The sequence below is a fragment of the Streptomyces bambusae genome, from assembly GCF_019400985.1.
GTDB lineage: Bacteria > Actinomycetota > Actinomycetes > Streptomycetales > Streptomycetaceae > Streptomyces > Streptomyces bambusae_A.
Genome location: NZ_WTFF01000014.1, coordinates 1 through 15,974, shown reverse-complemented (window position 1 = coordinate 15,974; position 15,974 = coordinate 1). Strand labels below are relative to the sequence as shown.

General features: G+C 72.7%; 19 protein-coding genes, 1 tRNA gene and 1 pseudogene. 17 read left to right on the top strand and 4 right to left on the bottom strand.

Annotated features, from left to right (window positions below; translation table 11 throughout):
* Positions 1 to 104 precede the first annotated feature (104 nt).
* The 3 genes from GPJ59_RS04280 (at position 105) to GPJ59_RS04270 (ending at position 2,938) form a co-directional block, all read left to right on the top strand.
* Complete coding sequence (locus tag GPJ59_RS04280) at positions 105 to 1,091, top strand: ArsR/SmtB family transcription factor (RefSeq protein WP_219665003.1); 987 nt, start codon at positions 105 to 107, stop codon at positions 1,089 to 1,091.
* A 95-nt stretch (positions 1,092 to 1,186) separates the two neighbouring features.
* Complete coding sequence (locus GPJ59_RS04275; protein ID WP_219665002.1) at positions 1,187 to 1,543, top strand: YciI family protein; 357 nt, start codon at positions 1,187 to 1,189, stop codon at positions 1,541 to 1,543.
* A 120-nt stretch (positions 1,544 to 1,663) separates the two neighbouring features.
* Positions 1,664 to 2,938, top strand: coding sequence for an RNA polymerase sigma factor (locus tag GPJ59_RS04270; RefSeq protein ID WP_308120124.1), 1,275 nt, complete (start codon positions 1,664 to 1,666; stop codon positions 2,936 to 2,938).
* 111 nt (positions 2,939 to 3,049) lie between these two features.
* Here the strand turns inward: GPJ59_RS04270 and GPJ59_RS04265 are convergent, their stop codons facing one another.
* On the bottom strand, positions 3,050 to 3,871 hold the full coding sequence (locus GPJ59_RS04265) for a VOC family protein (protein ID WP_219665000.1): 822 nt from the start codon (positions 3,869 to 3,871) through the stop codon (positions 3,050 to 3,052).
* Positions 3,872 to 4,010: 139 nt separating this feature from the next.
* Here GPJ59_RS04265 and GPJ59_RS04260 point away from each other — a divergent pair, with 139 nt between their 5' ends.
* Both GPJ59_RS04260 and GPJ59_RS04255 read left to right on the top strand, forming a co-directional pair.
* Entirely contained in the window at positions 4,011 to 4,604 is a 594-nt protein-coding gene (locus tag GPJ59_RS04260; RefSeq protein ID WP_219665035.1) for an HhH-GPD-type base excision DNA repair protein, read from the top strand.
* A gap of 87 nt (positions 4,605 to 4,691) precedes the next feature.
* Complete coding sequence (locus GPJ59_RS04255; RefSeq protein WP_219664999.1) at positions 4,692 to 5,177, top strand: cupin domain-containing protein; 486 nt, start codon at positions 4,692 to 4,694, stop codon at positions 5,175 to 5,177.
* On the opposite strand, the gene opcA is transcribed toward GPJ59_RS04255, so the two are convergent.
* Both opcA and GPJ59_RS04245 read right to left on the bottom strand, forming a co-directional pair.
* Positions 5,126 to 6,058, bottom strand: a complete 933-nt coding sequence (opcA, locus tag GPJ59_RS04250; protein WP_219664998.1) for a glucose-6-phosphate dehydrogenase assembly protein OpcA — start codon at positions 6,056 to 6,058, stop codon at positions 5,126 to 5,128. The genes GPJ59_RS04255 and opcA overlap by 52 nt on opposite strands.
* Positions 6,059 to 6,253: 195 nt before the next feature.
* Positions 6,254 to 7,879, bottom strand: coding sequence for a helicase HerA-like domain-containing protein (locus GPJ59_RS04245; RefSeq protein WP_219664997.1), 1,626 nt, complete (start codon positions 7,877 to 7,879; stop codon positions 6,254 to 6,256).
* A gap of 88 nt (positions 7,880 to 7,967) precedes the next feature.
* Here GPJ59_RS04245 and GPJ59_RS04240 point away from each other — a divergent pair, with 88 nt between their 5' ends.
* Positions 7,968 to 8,264, top strand: coding sequence for a type II toxin-antitoxin system VapB family antitoxin (locus GPJ59_RS04240; protein ID WP_003955420.1), 297 nt, complete (start codon positions 7,968 to 7,970; stop codon positions 8,262 to 8,264).
* A gap of 103 nt (positions 8,265 to 8,367) precedes the next feature.
* Positions 8,368 to 8,988 carry a LytR C-terminal domain-containing protein gene (locus GPJ59_RS04235; protein ID WP_219665034.1) on the top strand — a complete coding sequence of 207 codons (621 nt, stop codon included), beginning with the start codon at positions 8,368 to 8,370 and terminating at the stop codon, positions 8,986 to 8,988.
* A gap of 51 nt (positions 8,989 to 9,039) precedes the next feature.
* Here the strand turns inward: GPJ59_RS04235 and upp are convergent, their stop codons facing one another.
* Complete coding sequence (gene upp, locus GPJ59_RS04230; RefSeq protein ID WP_219664996.1) at positions 9,040 to 9,675, bottom strand: uracil phosphoribosyltransferase; 636 nt, start codon at positions 9,673 to 9,675, stop codon at positions 9,040 to 9,042.
* Between the two features lie 144 nt (positions 9,676 to 9,819).
* Here upp and GPJ59_RS04225 point away from each other — a divergent pair, with 144 nt between their 5' ends.
* The 10 genes and pseudogenes from GPJ59_RS04225 to GPJ59_RS04180 form a co-directional block, all read left to right on the top strand.
* Positions 9,820 to 10,746, top strand: coding sequence for a universal stress protein (locus GPJ59_RS04225; RefSeq protein WP_219664995.1), 927 nt, complete (start codon positions 9,820 to 9,822; stop codon positions 10,744 to 10,746).
* A 118-nt stretch (positions 10,747 to 10,864) separates the two neighbouring features.
* Positions 10,865 to 11,056 (top strand): hypothetical protein, encoded by a 192-nt coding sequence (locus tag GPJ59_RS04220; RefSeq protein ID WP_219664994.1) that lies wholly within the window; start codon positions 10,865 to 10,867, stop codon positions 11,054 to 11,056.
* A 222-nt stretch (positions 11,057 to 11,278) separates the two neighbouring features.
* Positions 11,279 to 11,824, top strand: a complete 546-nt coding sequence (locus tag GPJ59_RS04215) for a tRNA adenosine deaminase-associated protein (RefSeq protein WP_219665033.1) — start codon at positions 11,279 to 11,281, stop codon at positions 11,822 to 11,824.
* Complete coding sequence (gene tadA / locus GPJ59_RS04210; RefSeq protein ID WP_308120123.1) at positions 11,824 to 12,315, top strand: tRNA adenosine(34) deaminase TadA; 492 nt, start codon at positions 11,824 to 11,826, stop codon at positions 12,313 to 12,315. Before GPJ59_RS04215 ends, tadA begins: the two co-directional genes overlap by 1 nt.
* Positions 12,316 to 12,398: 83 nt before the next feature.
* Positions 12,399 to 12,483: transfer RNA gene (locus tag GPJ59_RS04205), tRNA-Ser, on the top strand.
* Between the two features lie 133 nt (positions 12,484 to 12,616).
* Positions 12,617 to 12,910: a hypothetical protein gene (locus GPJ59_RS04200; RefSeq protein WP_219664993.1), complete on the top strand. Its 294-nt coding sequence runs from the start codon at positions 12,617 to 12,619 to the stop codon at positions 12,908 to 12,910.
* Between the two features lie 450 nt (positions 12,911 to 13,360).
* Positions 13,361 to 13,522: a hypothetical protein gene (locus GPJ59_RS04195; RefSeq protein WP_219664992.1), complete on the top strand. Its 162-nt coding sequence runs from the start codon at positions 13,361 to 13,363 to the stop codon at positions 13,520 to 13,522.
* 177 nt (positions 13,523 to 13,699) lie between these two features.
* Positions 13,700 to 14,620, top strand: coding sequence for an RNA polymerase sigma factor SigF (locus GPJ59_RS04190; protein WP_219664991.1), 921 nt, complete (start codon positions 13,700 to 13,702; stop codon positions 14,618 to 14,620).
* 221 nt (positions 14,621 to 14,841) lie between these two features.
* Positions 14,842 to 15,681, top strand: a complete 840-nt coding sequence (locus GPJ59_RS04185) for an RNA polymerase sigma factor SigF (protein ID WP_219664990.1) — start codon at positions 14,842 to 14,844, stop codon at positions 15,679 to 15,681.
* 47 nt (positions 15,682 to 15,728) lie between these two features.
* Positions 15,729 to 15,974 (top strand): annotated as a pseudogene (locus GPJ59_RS04180) (hypothetical protein); the annotation flags it as partial.

Below are 15,974 nucleotides of genomic sequence, written 5' to 3'. Positions count from 1 at the left end.
GCCGAAGGGCCGACCGGCCCCGCGACGCGGGGCACTTGACGCGCGACACGCGACACGCGAGACGCGACACGGGACACGGGACACGGGACACGGGGGAGATACGTATGGAGACCGGACTCAGTTTTTCCGCGGCCGACCTGGCGCAGACGCGGTTCGCCGTGTCCCCGATGTGGGAGGTCGTCACCAGCTTCCGGCTGCTGCGCTCCGCCGCGGACGCCCCGCCGCACGGCCGGTGGACGGCGCAGGTACGGCCGCGGCTGGTCCGGGCCGGTCTCGACCGGGGGTGGCTCGCCGAGCTGGTCCCGGCCCGGGGGTACCTCGCCGACTTCCTGAATCCGACGCCCGCGACCCCCTTCCCGTCGCTCGACGACGAGTTGAGCGCGATCCGGCGGACCACGCCGGCGCAGGTCCGGCGGGACCTGGAGCTGTTCGCCGCCCCGGTCTCGCCCCGGCTGCGGGTGCTGCTCGAAGCCCCCGAGGCGGCGCTGGAGAAGATCACCACCGAGATCGAGGCCTACTGGGAGCTCGCGCTCGCGCCGTACTGGGCCCGTCTCCGGGCGCTGTTGGAGGCCGACGTCTTCCACCGCGCCCGGCAGGTCGCCGAGCATGGCTCGGCCCGCGTGCTCGGCGAACTGCACGAGACCGTCCGGTGGGACGACGGCACCCTGCGCCTGATCCGCCGCCACTGCACGCTCACCCGCGGCGAGACGGGCTCGGGGCTGCTCCTCGTGCCCTCGGCGTTCGCGTGGCCGCGGGTGCTGACCCGCTCGGTGCCGCCGGACCCGCCGCAGCTCGCGTACCCGGCGCGCGGGATCGGCAACCTGTGGGAGCCGCGCGCGACCGCCTCCACCGACGCGGTGGCCGCCGTCCTCGGCCGGTCCCGCACGATGCTGCTGACCGAGCTGGACACCCCGGCCTCGACCACGCAGCTCGCGGCGAACGTCGGGCTGTCGGCGGCCGGGGTCTCGCAGCACCTGACCGCCCTGCGCGACGCGGGGCTGGTCTCGGCGCACCGCAGCGGGCGGTCGGTGCTGTACGCGCGGACGGCGGTGGCGGACGCGCTGCTGGCGCCTGAAGGACCCGGCCGGTGAAATCCTCCGCGCGAGGTGTCGATCCGGGGCGGCTCCGTTCGACACAGGGGTGAGAGCGGGGACCGGCCCCGCTCCCGACCGACCGAGGAGTCGCCATGCCGCGCTACATGACGCTGATCCGCATCGACGAGCAGGGCATCCGCATGGAGGATGCCGACCCCGGCTTCATGGACCGGATGAACGCGCTGTTCGAGGAGATCACCAAGGCGGGGGTCATGCTGGACACGGCCGGCCTCGCGCCGACCGCCGAGGGCACCCGGGTGACCTGGTCCGGCGGGAAGATCGGCTACACCGACGGGCCGTTCACCGAGACCAAGGAGGTCGTGGGCGGGTACTCGATCATCCAGGCGAAGGACAAGGCCGAGGCCCTGGAGTGGACCCGGCGCTTCCTGGAGCTGCACCCGCCGCACTGGAGCATCACCTGCGAGGTGCGGGAGATCACCGAGGGGTGACCGCCCCGGGGCGGGGCGGTCAGGGGCGGTCAGGGGCGGGCGGCCGCGGGCAGGGGCCGGAGTCGGGGTCCCGGCGCGCTGGCCGCCCCCGCCCCGGCCCCTCTGCTCTGATGGGTGGTCGTGACGGCAGCAGACAACACAGGCAGAGCGGCTGAAGCGGCCGAAGCATCTGAAGCGGTCGAAGCGGTCGAGACGGTGTTCAGGATCGAGTCCGCACGGATCATCGCGGTGGTCGCCCGCATCGTCCGCGACGTCGGCCTGGCCGAGGAACTGGCGCAGGACGCCCTGGTCGCCGCCCTGGAGCAGTGGCCGCAGTCGGGGGTCCCGCGCAGTCCCGGCGGCTGGCTGATGGCCACCGCCAGGCACCGCGCGATCGACCTGGTCCGCCGCAAGGAGACGTACGCGCGGAAGCTGGCGGAGGTGGGCCGGACCCTCCAGGACGCTCCCCCGCCGCCCGAACCCGCGGAGCCGGACGACATCGACGACGACCTGCTGCGGCTGATCTTCACGGCCTGCCATCCCGTCCTGTCCACGCAGGCGCGGATCGCGCTCACGCTGCGGCTGCTGGGCGGTCTGACGACCCAGGAGATCAGCCGGGCCTTCCTGGCCCCGGAGGCCACCGTCGCCCAGCGCATCGTCCGGGCAAAGCGCACGCTCGCCAAGGCCGACGTGCCCTTCGAGGTCCCGTACGGCGCCGAACGCGAGGCCCGGCTCTCCTCCGTGCTGGAGGTGGTCTACCTGATCTTCAACGAGGGCTACTCGGCCACCGCCGGCGACGACCTGGTCCGCCCGGCGCTGTGCGAGGACGCGCTCCGGCTGGCGCGGGTGCTGGCCGGCCTGATGCCGGAGGAGCCGGAGGTCCACGGGCTCGCCGCGCTGCTGGAGTTGCAGGCCTCCCGGATCCCGGCGCGCACCGGGCCCGGCGGCGAACCGGTGCTGCTCGCCGACCAGGACCGCTCCCGCTGGAACCGGATGCTCGTCCTGCGCGGCCTGGAGGCGCTGCGCCGGGCGGGCCACGGGCCGTACTCCCTCCAGGCCGCCATCGCCGCGCACCACGCCCGGCCGGTCCGCTACGAGGACACCGACTGGGCGGCGATCGCCGCGCTGTACGGGCGGCTGCGGGAGCTCGCGCCGTCCCCGGTGGTGGAGTTGAACCGGGCGGTCGCCGTCGGGATGGCGCAGGGGCCGGCGGCCGGGCTGGAGCTGGTGGACGCGCTGGCCGCCGAACCGGCGCTGAAGGACTACCACTTGCTGCCGAGCGTCCGCGGTGACCTGCTGGAGCGCCTCGGGCGCGGGCGGGAGGCGCGTACGGAGTTCGAGCGGGCGGCAGCCCTGACCCGCAACGCCCGGGAACGCGCCCTGCTGCTGTCCCGCGCCGAGCGCGCCGACCCGTAGCGGCCCCGGCCATGGCCATGTCCCCTGCCCCGACCCCGGCCCCGGCCGTCTGACACCGCGGGCGCGCCACGCCCGTGGTGTCAGGTGCCGAATCCCGGACCGACGCCGGTCTCAGGCGTCGCTCATCTGCGGCATCTCGCCTGCCGTGGTGGTCATGTCGATGACCGCGAAGGCCGCGCCCTGCTGGTCGGTCAGGGCGGCGAACCGCCCGAACGGGCTGTCCATCGGGCCGAAGTGCAGCTGGCCTCCCAGCTTCTGGGCCTTGGAGACCGCCTCGTCGCAGTCCGGGACCGCGAAGTAGACCTGGATGTACGGCGGCAGATCGGGCGGGAAGTCCTTGTCCATCTTCATCCGGCCGAGGACCGGGTTCTCCACGCCACCGACGCTGAACACCGTGAAGTCCATGCCGGCCGTCGCGGGGTCGTCACCGGGCTCCATCTTCTGGGCGGCGTACGGGAAGACCTGCTTCAGGAAGGCGTCCGCCTTGGCCGGCTCGCGGGTGAACACCTCGGCCCAGCAGTACGAGCCGGCCTCGCCCATCTTCTCGAAGCCCTTGTGCTCACCGGGCTGCCAGACGCCGAAGACGGCGCCGCTCGGCTCCTTGGCGAGCGCCATCGAGCCGAAGCTGCCGACCTGCATCGGCTCCATCAGCAGCTGCCCGCCCGCGCCCTTGATCTTCTCGGCGGTCTGCGCGACGTCCGGAGAGGCGAAGTAGAGACACCACGCAGACGGCATGTCCTCGCCACCCGGCATGGGCGGGACGACGGCGGCCACGGCCTTGCCGTCCGAGTAGGCCTGGGTGTAATTGCCGTACTCGCTGGCGGCCTCGCCGAAGGTCCAGCCCAGCACCTCGCCGTAGAAGGTCTTGGCGCCCTCGACGTCCTTGAACATGGCGTCCACCCAGCAGGGGGCGCCCTCGGGGAATTCCTTCATGATGCGACTCACTCCTTTCGGGATTCCCACGCTAGGCGGGGGGTCTGACACCCGCGCGGTGAACTGCTCCTGGACTGCTCCTGACCTGCTCCCCGGCGGATTCCGCGAGAAGGTGGAGGGCATGGAGGACGTGGAGGACATGGACATCACGATGCGGCTGGCCCAGGACCTGGAGGCCGACGCCCTGCTCGCACGGAGCCCGCTCGCCGCGCTGGTGGGGATGCTCCTCGACCAGCAGGTACCGATGGAATGGGCCTTCTCGGGCCCGTACACGATCGCGCGGCGGCTCGGCGCCGACGACCTGGACGCCCACGCCATCGCCGCGTACGACCCGGAGGCCTTCGCCGCGCTGCTCTCCGAGAAGCCGGCGGTCCACCGCTATCCGGGGTCGATGGCCAAGCGGGTGCAGCAGCTGTGCGCGTACCTGGTGGAGCACTACGACGGGGACGCGGCTGCGATCTGGTCGGACGCGGGGACGGGGGCGGAGCTGCTGCGGCGGCTGAAGGCGCTGCCGGGCTTCGGGGAGCAGAAGGCGCAGATCTTCCTGGCCCTGCTGGGCAAGCAGCTCGGGGTGCGACCGAGCGGCTGGCGCGAGGCGGCCGGCGGGTACGGCGCGGCGGGCGTGTACCGGTCGGCGGCGGACATCACCGGACCGGAGTCGCTGGCGAAGGTACGCGCGTACAAGCAGGAGGCCAAGGCCGCCGCCAAGGCTGCCAAGGCGCAGGGGAAATGACTGGGGCAATGACTGAGGAATTGACCGGTGATTCCGCGTCCCGATTGGCCCCTGAAAGGGGTCGGACAGCTCCGTAGAGTGATCTTCATGAGCCAGCCGACGCACGCGCACCTCACCCGCCACGCCACCGCCGAAGCCATCACCGACGGCCCCGGCAGTCTGATCACCCTGCTGGTCGACCAGCCCGGTCTGACCTGCAACACCGCCACCTTCGAGGAGGGCGCCGCCGGAGCCCCGGTGCACTTCCACACCAAGGCCACCGAGTTCTTCTTCGTCGTCGACGGCCGGCTCGACGTCCTCGTCGACGACGAGGTCAAGACCCTCGGCAAGGGCGACTTCCTCGCCGTGCCGGCCGGCGTCAAGCACGCCTTCGCCCCGGCCGCCGGGCACACCGCAGAGGTGTTCGTCGGCTTCGCGCCCGGCATGGAGCGCTTCGACTACTACCGGCTGCTCGGCCGGGTGAACGCGGGCGAGGCCACCGTCGCGGACATCAAGGCGTCCTCGCCCGTCTACGACAACCACTACGCCGAGAGCGCCACCTGGGCCGGCCGCCGCCGCAGCGCCGACGCGTAGACCTCGTCCGCGTCGAGCCGCCGCAGCTCCTCCGCGATCAGCTCGGAGGTGCCGCGGATCTTCAGGGCCACCCTGCGGTCCACCCGGTCGGGCAGGACCAGCGTGGCCAGGGCGCCCTCGGGGCGGTCCACCCGTATCTCGCCGGCGGGGGTGGCGAGCCGGACGCGGGTGATGACCGGTCCCCGGGTCGTCACGCGCTCCACCGGCACCTCCAGCCGGTCCTCCAGCCAGCGCGCGAGCAGCTCGGCGCTCGGGTTGTCCGCCTCGCTCTCCACGCCCGCCGCCGTGACCGTCAGCGGCCGCTGGTCGAGGGCGGCCGCCAGCAGCGCCCGCCACGAGGTCAGCCGCGTCCACGCCAGGTCGGTGTCGCCGGGTGCGTACGTGGCGGCCCGCTCGTCGAGGACGCCCAGCGGGTCGGCGGCCTCCTGCGCGTCGGTGATCCGGCGCTGCGCCAGCATGCCGAGCTCGTCCCGCGCGGGGTCGGCCGGGGCGTCGGCGGGCCACCAGGCCACCACCGGCGCGTCGGGCGCCAGCAGCGGCAGCACCACCGTGCCCGCGTGGTCGGTCAGTTCGCCGTGCAGGCGCAGCAGCACCACCTCGCCCGCGCCCGCGTCCGCGCCCACCCGGAGTTCCGCGTCGAGCCGGGTGCGGCGCAGCGTGTGGGGGCCGCGCGCGGTGCGCCTGATCACCGCGACGATCCGGCACGGGTGCTCGCGGGAGGCCTCGGTCGCGGCGCGCACGGCGTCGTACGCGTTCTCCTCGTCGGTGACCACCAGCAGGGTCAGGGTGAGACCCGTCGTGTGGCTGCCGATGGCCCGGCGGGCGGCGAGCAGGGCCCGGACGACCTGGCTGGAGGTGGTGTCGGTGAGTTCGGTCCGCATGTCATGAGTCTGACAGTGGCTGACACAGCCCGGGCACGCGCGCGCCTCGAATCCGGCTGGAGGAAGTCCGGGAGACCGAGGCGGTCCGGGTGGCCGAGGCTGGTCCGGGGGCCGCGCGGGTCCGGGCGATCAGCCGGGGCCCGCGCGAGTCCGGCGATCAGCCGGAGTCCTGGCGATCAGCCGGAGCCCGGGCGGTCAGCGGCGGCGGCGCGCCGTCCCGAAGATCGAGCGGGAGATCTCCCGGCCCAGCTGGGTGCCGATCGACCGGGCCAGCGAGCGGAAGACACCGCTGCCCACCACTTGTTCCGCCAGCGAGGGCTCCCGCCGCGCCGCCCCGGCCCCCTGCTCGGCCTTCTCGGCCTTCCCAGCCCGCTCCGCCCGCTCCGCCTTCTCCGCCTTCTCCGACCTCTCCGCCCGCTTCTGCGCCTCCGCCTCCTCCGCCGCCGCCTCCTCCGCCGCGGCCTCGGCGGCCGCCTGCTCCGCGCTGATCCGCTCGTACGCCGACTCCCGGTCGACCGCCTCGGCGTAACGCGGGTACAGCGGCGAGGCCTTGACGGCCCCCTCCAGGGCCTCCTGCCCGATCGGGCCCATCAGGGACTGCGGTGCACGCAGCCGCGTGGCCGCGACCGGGGTGGGCGCGCCGTTCTCGCTGAGCACCGTGACCACGGCCTCGCCGGTGCCCAGCCGGGTGAGCAGCTCCTCCAGGTCGTACTCCGAACGGGGGAAGGTCCTCACCGTGGCCTTCAGCGCCTTCGCGTCGTCCGGCGTGAACGCCCGCAGCGCGTGCTGCACCCGGTTGCCCAGCTGCCCCAGCACGTCCGCGGGCACGTCCTTCGGCGTCTGGGTGACGAAGAAGACGCCGACCCCCTTCGAACGGATCAGCCGCACCGTCTGCGTGATCGACTCCAGGAACGCCTTCGACGCCCCGTCGAAGAGCAGGTGGGCCTCGTCGAAGAAGAACACGAGCTTGGGCCGCTCCAGGTCGCCGACCTCCGGCAGCTCGCCCCACAGGTCGGCCAGCAGCCACATCAGGAACGTCGAGAAGAGCTGCGGCCGGTCCTGTACGGCGGCCAGTTCGAGGACGGAGACCAGCCCGCGCCCGTCCGCACCCGTACGCAGCAGCTCGCTCGTGTCGAACTCCGGCTCGCCGAAGAACGCGCCCGCCCCCTGCTGCTCGAACGCCGTCAGGGCCCGCAGGATCACCCCCGCCGTCGCCGTGGAGAGCCCGCCGATGCCCTTCAGCTCGGCCTTGCCCCGGTCGGAGACGAGGAACGCGACGACGGCGCGCAGGTCCTTGAGGTCGACCAGCTCCAGGCCCTTGGCGTCGGCGTAGTGGAAGATCAGCCCGAGCGACTGCTCCTGGGTCCGGTTCAGCTGGAGCACCTTCGCCATCAGCACCGGCCCGAAGCTGGTCACCGTGGCGCGCACCGGGATGCCGGGGCCGATGCCGCCGAGCGCGTAGAACTCGGCCGGGAATCCGGCCGGCTCCCAGGACTGCCCGACCTCCTGGGCCCGCGCGGCGACCTTCTCGCCCGCCGCGCCCGGCGCGGAGATGCCCGAGACGTCCCCCTTGATGTCGGCGAGGAACACCGCGACCCCCTGCGCCGACAACTGCTCGGCGATCAGCTGGAGGGTCTTGGTCTTGCCGGTGCCGGTGGCGCCCGCGATCAGGCCGTGCCGGCCCAGCATCGACAGCGGGATCCGGACCTGTTTCCCGGGCAGGCAGGCCCCGTCCCACAGCAGGGCCCCGAGGTCGAGCGCGGGCCCGGTGAAGGCGTACCCGGCGGCGATCCGGTCGGCCGGGGAAGCGCTGTCGCTCATCTCTCACTCCCGAAATAGACCCGTTCGACACCTTTCCATCAACGCAGCGAGGCTGCGCCCGCAGGCACCGGCCCGGTAGGCTTTCCGTGTGATCTTCAAGCGCATCGGAAACGGGCGGCCGTACCCCGACCACGGCCGGGAAAGCACCCGGCAGTGGGCGGACGTCGCGCCGCGCCCGGTCCGGCTCGACCAGCTGGTGACCACCAAGGGTCAGCTGGACCTCGAGACGCTGCTCGCCGAGGACTCCACCTTCTACGGCGACCTCTTCGCCCACGTCGTGAAGTGGCAGGGCGACCTCTACCTGGAGGACGGCCTGCACCGCGCCGTACGGGCGGCGCTCCAGCAGCGCCAGGTGCTGCACGCCCGGGTCCTCGAACTGGGCTGATTGCGCCTTTCGGGTCAGGCTTGCCCGATCAGCAGATCATTTAGTAGGCATCGTCATCGGGCCGCACTACGCTGCGCCCATGAGCATGCTCACTCCCCCCGGCATGGGCGGAAAGTACCGCGTCACGGGAGCTGCCTACCCGCGCATGCGCCGCCCCCGCCGTCGCCGCCGCCTGGTGCTGGCCGCCCTCGGGTCGGTCCTCGCCCTTGCCCTGCTCGGGTACGGGACCTTGCAGCTCATCGACGTGTTCCAGGGCGACAAGGACAAACACCGCGCCACGGCGAAGGACTGCGCCGCCAAGCAGGCGGGCACGAAGGCCGCGCCGGCCGTCGCCCCCCAGGCACCCGTGGTCCTGCCCCAGCCCGGCCAGATCAAGGTCAACGTCTACAACGCGACTCCGCGCTCGGGCCTGGCCAAGGGCGTCGCGGAGGAACTCAAGAAGCGCGGGTTCACCCTCGGTGACGTGGGGAACGCCCCGCCCGACTTCGACAAGAAGGTGCCCGGCACCGGGATACTGCTGGGCTCGCCCAAGACCGACAAGGGCGCCTACTCGGTCCTCGGCACCCAGCTGGCCGGCGTCACCCAGCAGACCGACGCCCGCGAGACCGCGGACATCGACCTGATCCTGGGCGACGCCTTCAAGGAGCTGAGTCCGAAGGAGGAGGCGGACAAGGCGCTGTACACGCTCGCCCACCCCAAGCCGGCCCCGCTCCCGACCTGCTGACGGCCGGGGCCGCTCAGGCCCCGGCGCCGGCCCCTGCCGTCGGCCCGGGGCCTACTCGGCCGAGCCGTACATGCGGTCGCCCGCGTCGCCCAGGCCCGGCACGATGTAGCCGTGCTCGTTGAGCCGCTCGTCCACGGCCGCCGTGACGACCGTGACCGGCGTACCCGCCAGGTCGCGCTCCATCACCGCGACACCCTCGGGCGCGGCCAGCAGCACCACGGCCGTGACGTCGTCGGCGCCGCGCTTGATCAGCTCCTGGATCGCCGCGACCAGGGTGCCGCCGGTGGCGAGCATCGGGTCCACGACGTAGACCTGCCGCCCCGAGAGGTCCTCCGGCATGCGGGTCGCGTACGTCGAGGCCTCCAGGGTCTCCTCGTTGCGGACCATGCCCAGGAAGCCCACCTCGGCCGTCGGCAGCAGCCGCACCATGCCGTCGAGCATCCCCAGGCCGGCCCGGAGGATCGGCACGACGAGCGGGCGCGGGTGGGACAGCTTCACCCCGGTGGTGGCGGCGACCGGCGTCTCGATGTCGGACTGCTCGGTCCGCACGTCCCGGGTGGCCTCGTAGGCGAGCAGGGTCACCAGCTCGTCGGCCAGCCGGCGGAAGGTGGCGGAGTCGGTGCGCTTGTCGCGCAGCGTGGTGAGTTTGTGCGCAACCAGGGGGTGATCGACGACCTGCAGACGCACAGCATCCTCCAAAGCTTCGACATTCAGGGGTTCCGACCTGCGAAAACGGCCGCAAGCGCGCGAACCGCAACACAAGAGGCTACGCGCTGTCGGCGCCCCCCGTGGCCACGTGCGCGATGCGGGGGCCGGTGCCACCCTGAAGTCGTGACCGAAGCACCTGTCGTCGCGGCCGTCGACGGCTCGGAGCACAGCCTCCGGGCGCTGGAGTGGGCCCGCACCGCCGCCGAACGGCACGGGGCGCCCCTGGTGGTCGTCCACGTCCTGCCCGACCACACCCAGTGGTACGCCGGCCGCCGCGAGGCGCTGGGCAGCGCCGCCCCCGAGCCCGCCGACCCGGTCCGCGCGTTCCTGGGCCCGGATGTGCTGGCCGGCGTCCTGCGCTACGAGGCCCTGATGGGCTCCGTACCCGAGGCGCTGCGCGGGGCCGGCCGGGGCGCCAGGATGCTGGTGATGGGCTCGCGCGGCCGGGGCGGCTTCACCGCCCTGCTGCTGGGCTCCAACAGCAGGGCGGTGGCCACGACCGCGCCCTGTCCCGTCGTGGTCGTCCCGCACGACGCGCGCAGCGCCCCGGCCCCGGGGTCCGGGGCCGGGGAGCGGCAGGTGGTGCTCGGCCTGCACGCCGCCGAGACCGACGACGCCGTGGTCGACTTCGCCTTCACCGAGGCCGCCGCCCGCCGCGGCACCGCCCTGCGGGTGCTGTCGGCGTACGCCGTCCCGCCCTCCCCGCTGCTCGTGGTCGGCGGCCCGTACGCCGTCGTGTCGCCGGACCTGATGGCCGAGGCCTTGAGCGACGAGGACCGGGCGCCGGCCGAGCGGGAGATGCTGCGCTCGCAGGAGCAGCGGCTGCGGCCCTTCCGGGAGCGGTACCCGGACGTGCCGGTCGAGGTGGCCACGGTGCCCGGTGACGCGGCCGGGGCACTGGTCCAGGACTCCGAGGAGGCGGGCCTGATCGTCGTCGGCCGGCACCACCGGCGGCTCGGCCGGTCGCTGCTGATGGGCTCGGTGGCCAACGCCGTGCTGACCCACGCGGCCTGCCCGGTGGCCGTCGTACCTGCTCAAGAGGGGGACTGAAGTCCACGGGCAGGGCGCGGGGGGTGGCATCAAAACGGCTCCGCGGGGGAAGCTGGGACCGGGGGGGCTGCTTCGCGACGCGGAGGAGGACGACCGGACCAGCCTGGGGTGGTGCCCGATGGCCGACGACCAGCCGACAGCATCAGCAGACGACGAGACCGCGGAGACGGCGGCGCAGCGCAGGGCGCGGCGCGCGCAGTTCCTCCGCGAACTGAACGAGGCACGGGAGCTGCGCGACCGGGTGCAGCCCCGACGCGCCCGTGCCGCCCGGATGCGACAACAGATGCGGATGCGGACCTTCCGCTGGTGAGCGCCGCCGGGTGCCGCTGCCGAACGGGCCCTCGTTGCGGCCCCGCGGGGGCGGCACGGCACGACGCAAGCGCGGAAGACCTCTCGCAAAGCCGCTGTTTCTGCCACGATGCCGATTGGGCGGGGTAGGAAACGGCAAGCATCAGGCCGTTCAACCCCCCGACCCGACCTCCGGCCGGGGGGACCTCCAACCGGCACGCCTATGACCAGTGGGAGAGTCACGGTGTACTTCGCCGCACTGCTCGCGCGCACCGAAGACGGGTGGGAAGCGAGCGACATGGAACTCGACGACGTCGAGTCGCTGACGGATCTGACCGATCTCGCCCGTGCCGCCGCTGTCGACGACGACACGGTGGTCGCCCTCATCGAGCAGGAGGACGCCTGGTTCGGCGTCGTCCGCGTGGACGGCGAGGAGGACCCGCGGATCTTCGTCTCCAACGCGGTCCTGGCCTCGCGCAGCTCCTACGGCTCGATGCTCACCGACGAGCTGCTGGGCAGCGACGAGGAGGAGGACAACGAGCTGGACGAGCTGGACCTCGACGGCACCGAGGACGGTGAGGAGGACGCGGCCGCCGCGTTCGCCGACGACGAGGACGACGACGGGGGCGACAGCGGCGCCGAGCCGGTGCCGGCGGGCCCCCTCGGCGACCCCCGCCTCCTGGACGACCTCGGCGTGAACCACAAGAAGCTGCTGGCCCTCGACGGGGACGCCCTCTCGGAGCTCGCCGACGCCCTCGGCGCGACCGAGGTGCTGGAGGCCGTCCGCTAGTGACCGGCAGCAGTACGCACGACCCCGGCCCCGACCCGGTACGGGACCCGTGGCGGGACTCCATGCGCCTGGCGCTCCAGGAGGCGGCCCGGGCGGTGCCGGCCGGCGATGTGCCGGTCGGCGCCGTCGTGCTCGGCCCGGCCGGCGAGGTCCTGGGCACCGGCTACAACGAACGGGAGGCGACGGGCGACCCGACCGCGCACGCCGAGGTGCTGGCGATCCGCCGGGCCGCCGCGAAGCTCGGCGAGTGGCGGCTGCCGGGGTGCACCCTCGTGGTGACCCTGGAGCCGTGCGTGATGTGCGCGGGCGCGCTCGTGCAGTCGCGGGTCGCCCGCGTCGTCTACGGCGCGGCGGACGAGAAGGCGGGCGCGGCCGGGTCGCTGTGGGACCTCGTACGCGACCGCCGGCTCAACCACCGGCCCGAGGTGATCCGCGGGGTGCTGGAGGACGAGTGCTCCGCCCTGCTCACCGCCTTCTTCCGGGAGCGGTGAGCCGGGCCACGCGTATCGACGGTGAGCAGGGCCACGCGTATCGAGTTGCAAAGCACTCCCCGGGGTGGGCTAGGATCTCTCTCGGTGGTGTGTCCGAGTGGCCGAAGGAGCTCGCCTCGAAAGCGAGTATGGGGCAACCCATCGGGGGTTCAAATCCCTCCACCACCGCACTGACGAGAGCCCCGGTTCGTACGAACCGGGGCTCTCGTGCTTCCTACGGACCAGGCTGTCGTGTTCGTACGAACCGGGCTCTCGTGCGGGCGCGCCGTGACCGGCCCGGGGCGGATCCCGTTGACACGGCATGACCAAGACCCAGCGCCTGCTCGCCGCCGTCGCCCTCGCCGGCGCGGCCGCCGGCCTCGCCGCGCCCGCCGCCTCCGCCGCCGGCGCACCTCCGTCCCCGCTGACGCTCCCGGAGCTGCCGAGCGCCGCCCCGGGCATGCCCGAGGGCGCGGTACCGAACTCGGTGCCGGAGATCGGCGCGAAGCTGAACGAGCTGAACCAGCTCAACCAGCTGATGACGCTGCCCGACCAGCTCCAGCCGCTGGTCGACCCGGTCCAGCCGGTCCTGGGCCTGGCCGGCGCCGTGCAGTAGCGGGGCGGCGGTCCGGCAGCGGACAGCGGTCGGGCAGCGGACAGCGGTCAGGCAGCGGGGCGGCGGTCCGGCTGCGGACGGCGGTCCGGCTGCGGACGCGCGAAGGCCCCGACCGGGGCCGGTCGGGGCCTTCGTACCGTGCGGGCGGGGGAAGCGGCATTCGGGGGACACGCCGCTTCCCCCGACGGGGACGGACCTGTCGGCCCGGGCCGCCGTCAGGGGAGCGTGCGACCCGTGCCCCGCAGTGAGGCCCTGTCCCTCGGCCCTCCGGTTTCCTGCCAGAACCGGTGGGCTCATGACCGATTCTGTACCCTTCCCTTCCGCCCGGCGCTCGGCGAAGGGCCCGGACCTGTGGGCCGTTGGTCCTTATACGGCGCGTGAGTGCCCGAACCTGACCGGTTAGACTCACGCGACTTGTGCAAGGACCGGCAGGGGAGGCCGAAACCGCTCATGGACACCAAGAAGATCGTCATGGGCGGGCTCGTCGTCTTCGTCCTCTTCACGATCATCACCCAGCCGGTCAAGGCCGCGGAGATCGTCCAAATAGGCTTCCAGGGGATCTCGGACGCGGCCACCGGCATCGGCCGCTTCATGACCGAACTGGTGCGCTGAAGCCGCACGGGGAAGCGCCGCGCCACTTTCACCGACTTTCACCGACGCCCGCTTGATGTCCAACTTGCCCTCAACACGGCGATATACGGTGCTTGCACACAGTGCACATCTCTTGTGATGCTATGACCGCTTTTGGTGGAAGTGTTGCGCGAGTTGACATGAAGGGGTGGCGTGACAGTGCCGGCCAGTACTGCGCCTCAGGTGCCACCTCAGCAGGACCCCCAGGACGAGCCCTCCGCCCCCGCGGGCCCCACCGGCCCCACCGGCCTCACCGCCGCCCCAGGGGCCCAGCCCCCCGCCCCGGGAACCCTGCCGCCCGCCCCCCGGCCGCAGAGCCGGGGCGCCGACACCCGGGCCCTCACCCAGGTCCTCTTCGCGCAGCTGAAGACCCTGGAGCCGGGCACCGGTGAGTACGCCCGGGTCCGCGGGGCCCTGATCGAGGCCAACCTGCCGCTCGTGCGCTACGCGGCCGCCCGCTTCCGCAGCCGCAACGAGCCGATGGAGGACGTGGTCCAGGTCGGCACGATCGGGCTCATCAACGCGATCGACCGGTTCGACCCGGACCGCGGGGTGCAGTTCCCGACCTTCGCGATGCCGACGGTGGTCGGAGAGATCAAACGGTACTTCCGGGACAACGTGCGCACCGTCCACGTGCCGCGCCGCCTCCACGAGCTCTGGGTGCAGGTCAACGCGGCCACCGAGGACCTCACCACGCTGCACGGGCGCACCCCCACCACCCCGGAGATCGCCGAGCGGCTGCGCATCAGCGAGGACGAGGTGCTCTCCTGCATCGAGGCCGGACGCTCGTACCACGCCACCTCCCTGGAGGCCGCCCAGGAGGGGGACGGGCTGCCGGGCCTGCTGGACCGGCTGGGCTACGAGGACCCCGAGCTGGCCGGGGTCGAGCACCGGGACCTGGTCCGCCACCTGCTCGTACAGCTGCCCGAGCGGGAGCAGCGGATCCTGCTGCTGCGCTACTACAGCAATCTGACGCAGTCGCAGATCAGCGCGGAGCTCGGGGTGTCCCAGATGCACGTCTCCCGGCTGCTCGCGCGGAGCTTCGCGCGGCTGCGGTCCGCAAACAGGATCGAGGCGTAACCGGGACGAGTGAAGTCCCTCAGCTCGTTTGCCGACAGAACAGGCTCATTCCGGTCTGTCGCTGCACTGATATGTCGACTTGGCGCTACAGCGCGTTGCCGACATGTGACATTCTGCTGGAACCGCGTTTGGAGCAGCCCCGCCTCCGGTATTCAGGTGAAGGCTGCGTTACCGATGACGGTCACGCCCGCCGCGACCGTCCGCGACCTGAAGGGGGTGGCATGTCCGTAGAACAGGGCAGCTCCGAGGTGCTCACGCTCGTCAAGAGCGAGGCGCCGACCGTGTCCGACCGCTCGGAAGCCATCGACACCCGCACCCTCTCCCGCTCCCTCTTCCAGCGTCTCGCCGCCCTGGACATGGACAGCCCCGAACGGGCGTACGTACGCGACACCCTGATCGAGCTGAACCTGCCGCTCGTGCGGTACGCGGCCGCCCGCTTCCGCAGCCGCAACGAGCCGATGGAGGACATCGTCCAGGTCGGCACGATCGGGCTGATCAAGGCGATCGACCGCTTCGACTGCGAACGCGGCGTGGAGTTCCCGACCTTCGCCATGCCGACCGTGGTGGGCGAGATCAAACGATTCTTTCGGGACACTTCCTGGTCGGTCCGGGTCCCGCGCCGGCTCCAGGAGCTGCGGCTCGCGCTGACCAAGGCGAGCGACGAGCTGGCCCAGAAGCTCGACCGCTCCCCGACCGTCCCGGAACTCGCCGCCGTGCTCGGGGTGTCCGAGGAAGAGGTCGTGGACGGCCTGGCCGTCGGCAACGCGTACACCGCCTCCTCGCTCGACTCGCCCTCCCCGGAGGACGAGGGCGGCGAGGGCTCGCTGGCGGACCGGCTCGGCTACGAGGACAGCGCGCTCGAAGGCGTCGAGTACCGCGAGTCCCTCAAGCCGCTGCTGGCCAAACTCCCGGCGCGCGAACGCCAGATCATCATGCTGCGCTTCTTCGCCAACATGACGCAGTCGCAGATCGGCGAGGAGGTCGGCATCTCCCAGATGCACGTCTCCCGACTGCTCACCCGCACCCTGGCACAGCTGCGGCAGGGCCTCATCGGCGAATGAGCGGTGCGGCTCTGGTGATTTGACGGTCCGTCAGCGACACTGGCGCGATGCGTCGCAGGGGATCGCCGACACCGCCGACACCGCCGGGCACCGTCCTCGCTGTGTGCGCGGCCGCCGCCACCCTGGCCCTGACCGGGTGCGGCGGCCCTGCGCGGGACGGTTACGTCGCCGTGGGCGCGGCCGCGGCCGGCCCGGAGCGCGGTGCGGGAGAGACCGTGGCGCCGAAGGGCGCGGTGGAGTACCAGCCGCTGCCGGGCCCACCGGCGGCCGGCTCCGCGAACTCGGCCGAGGCC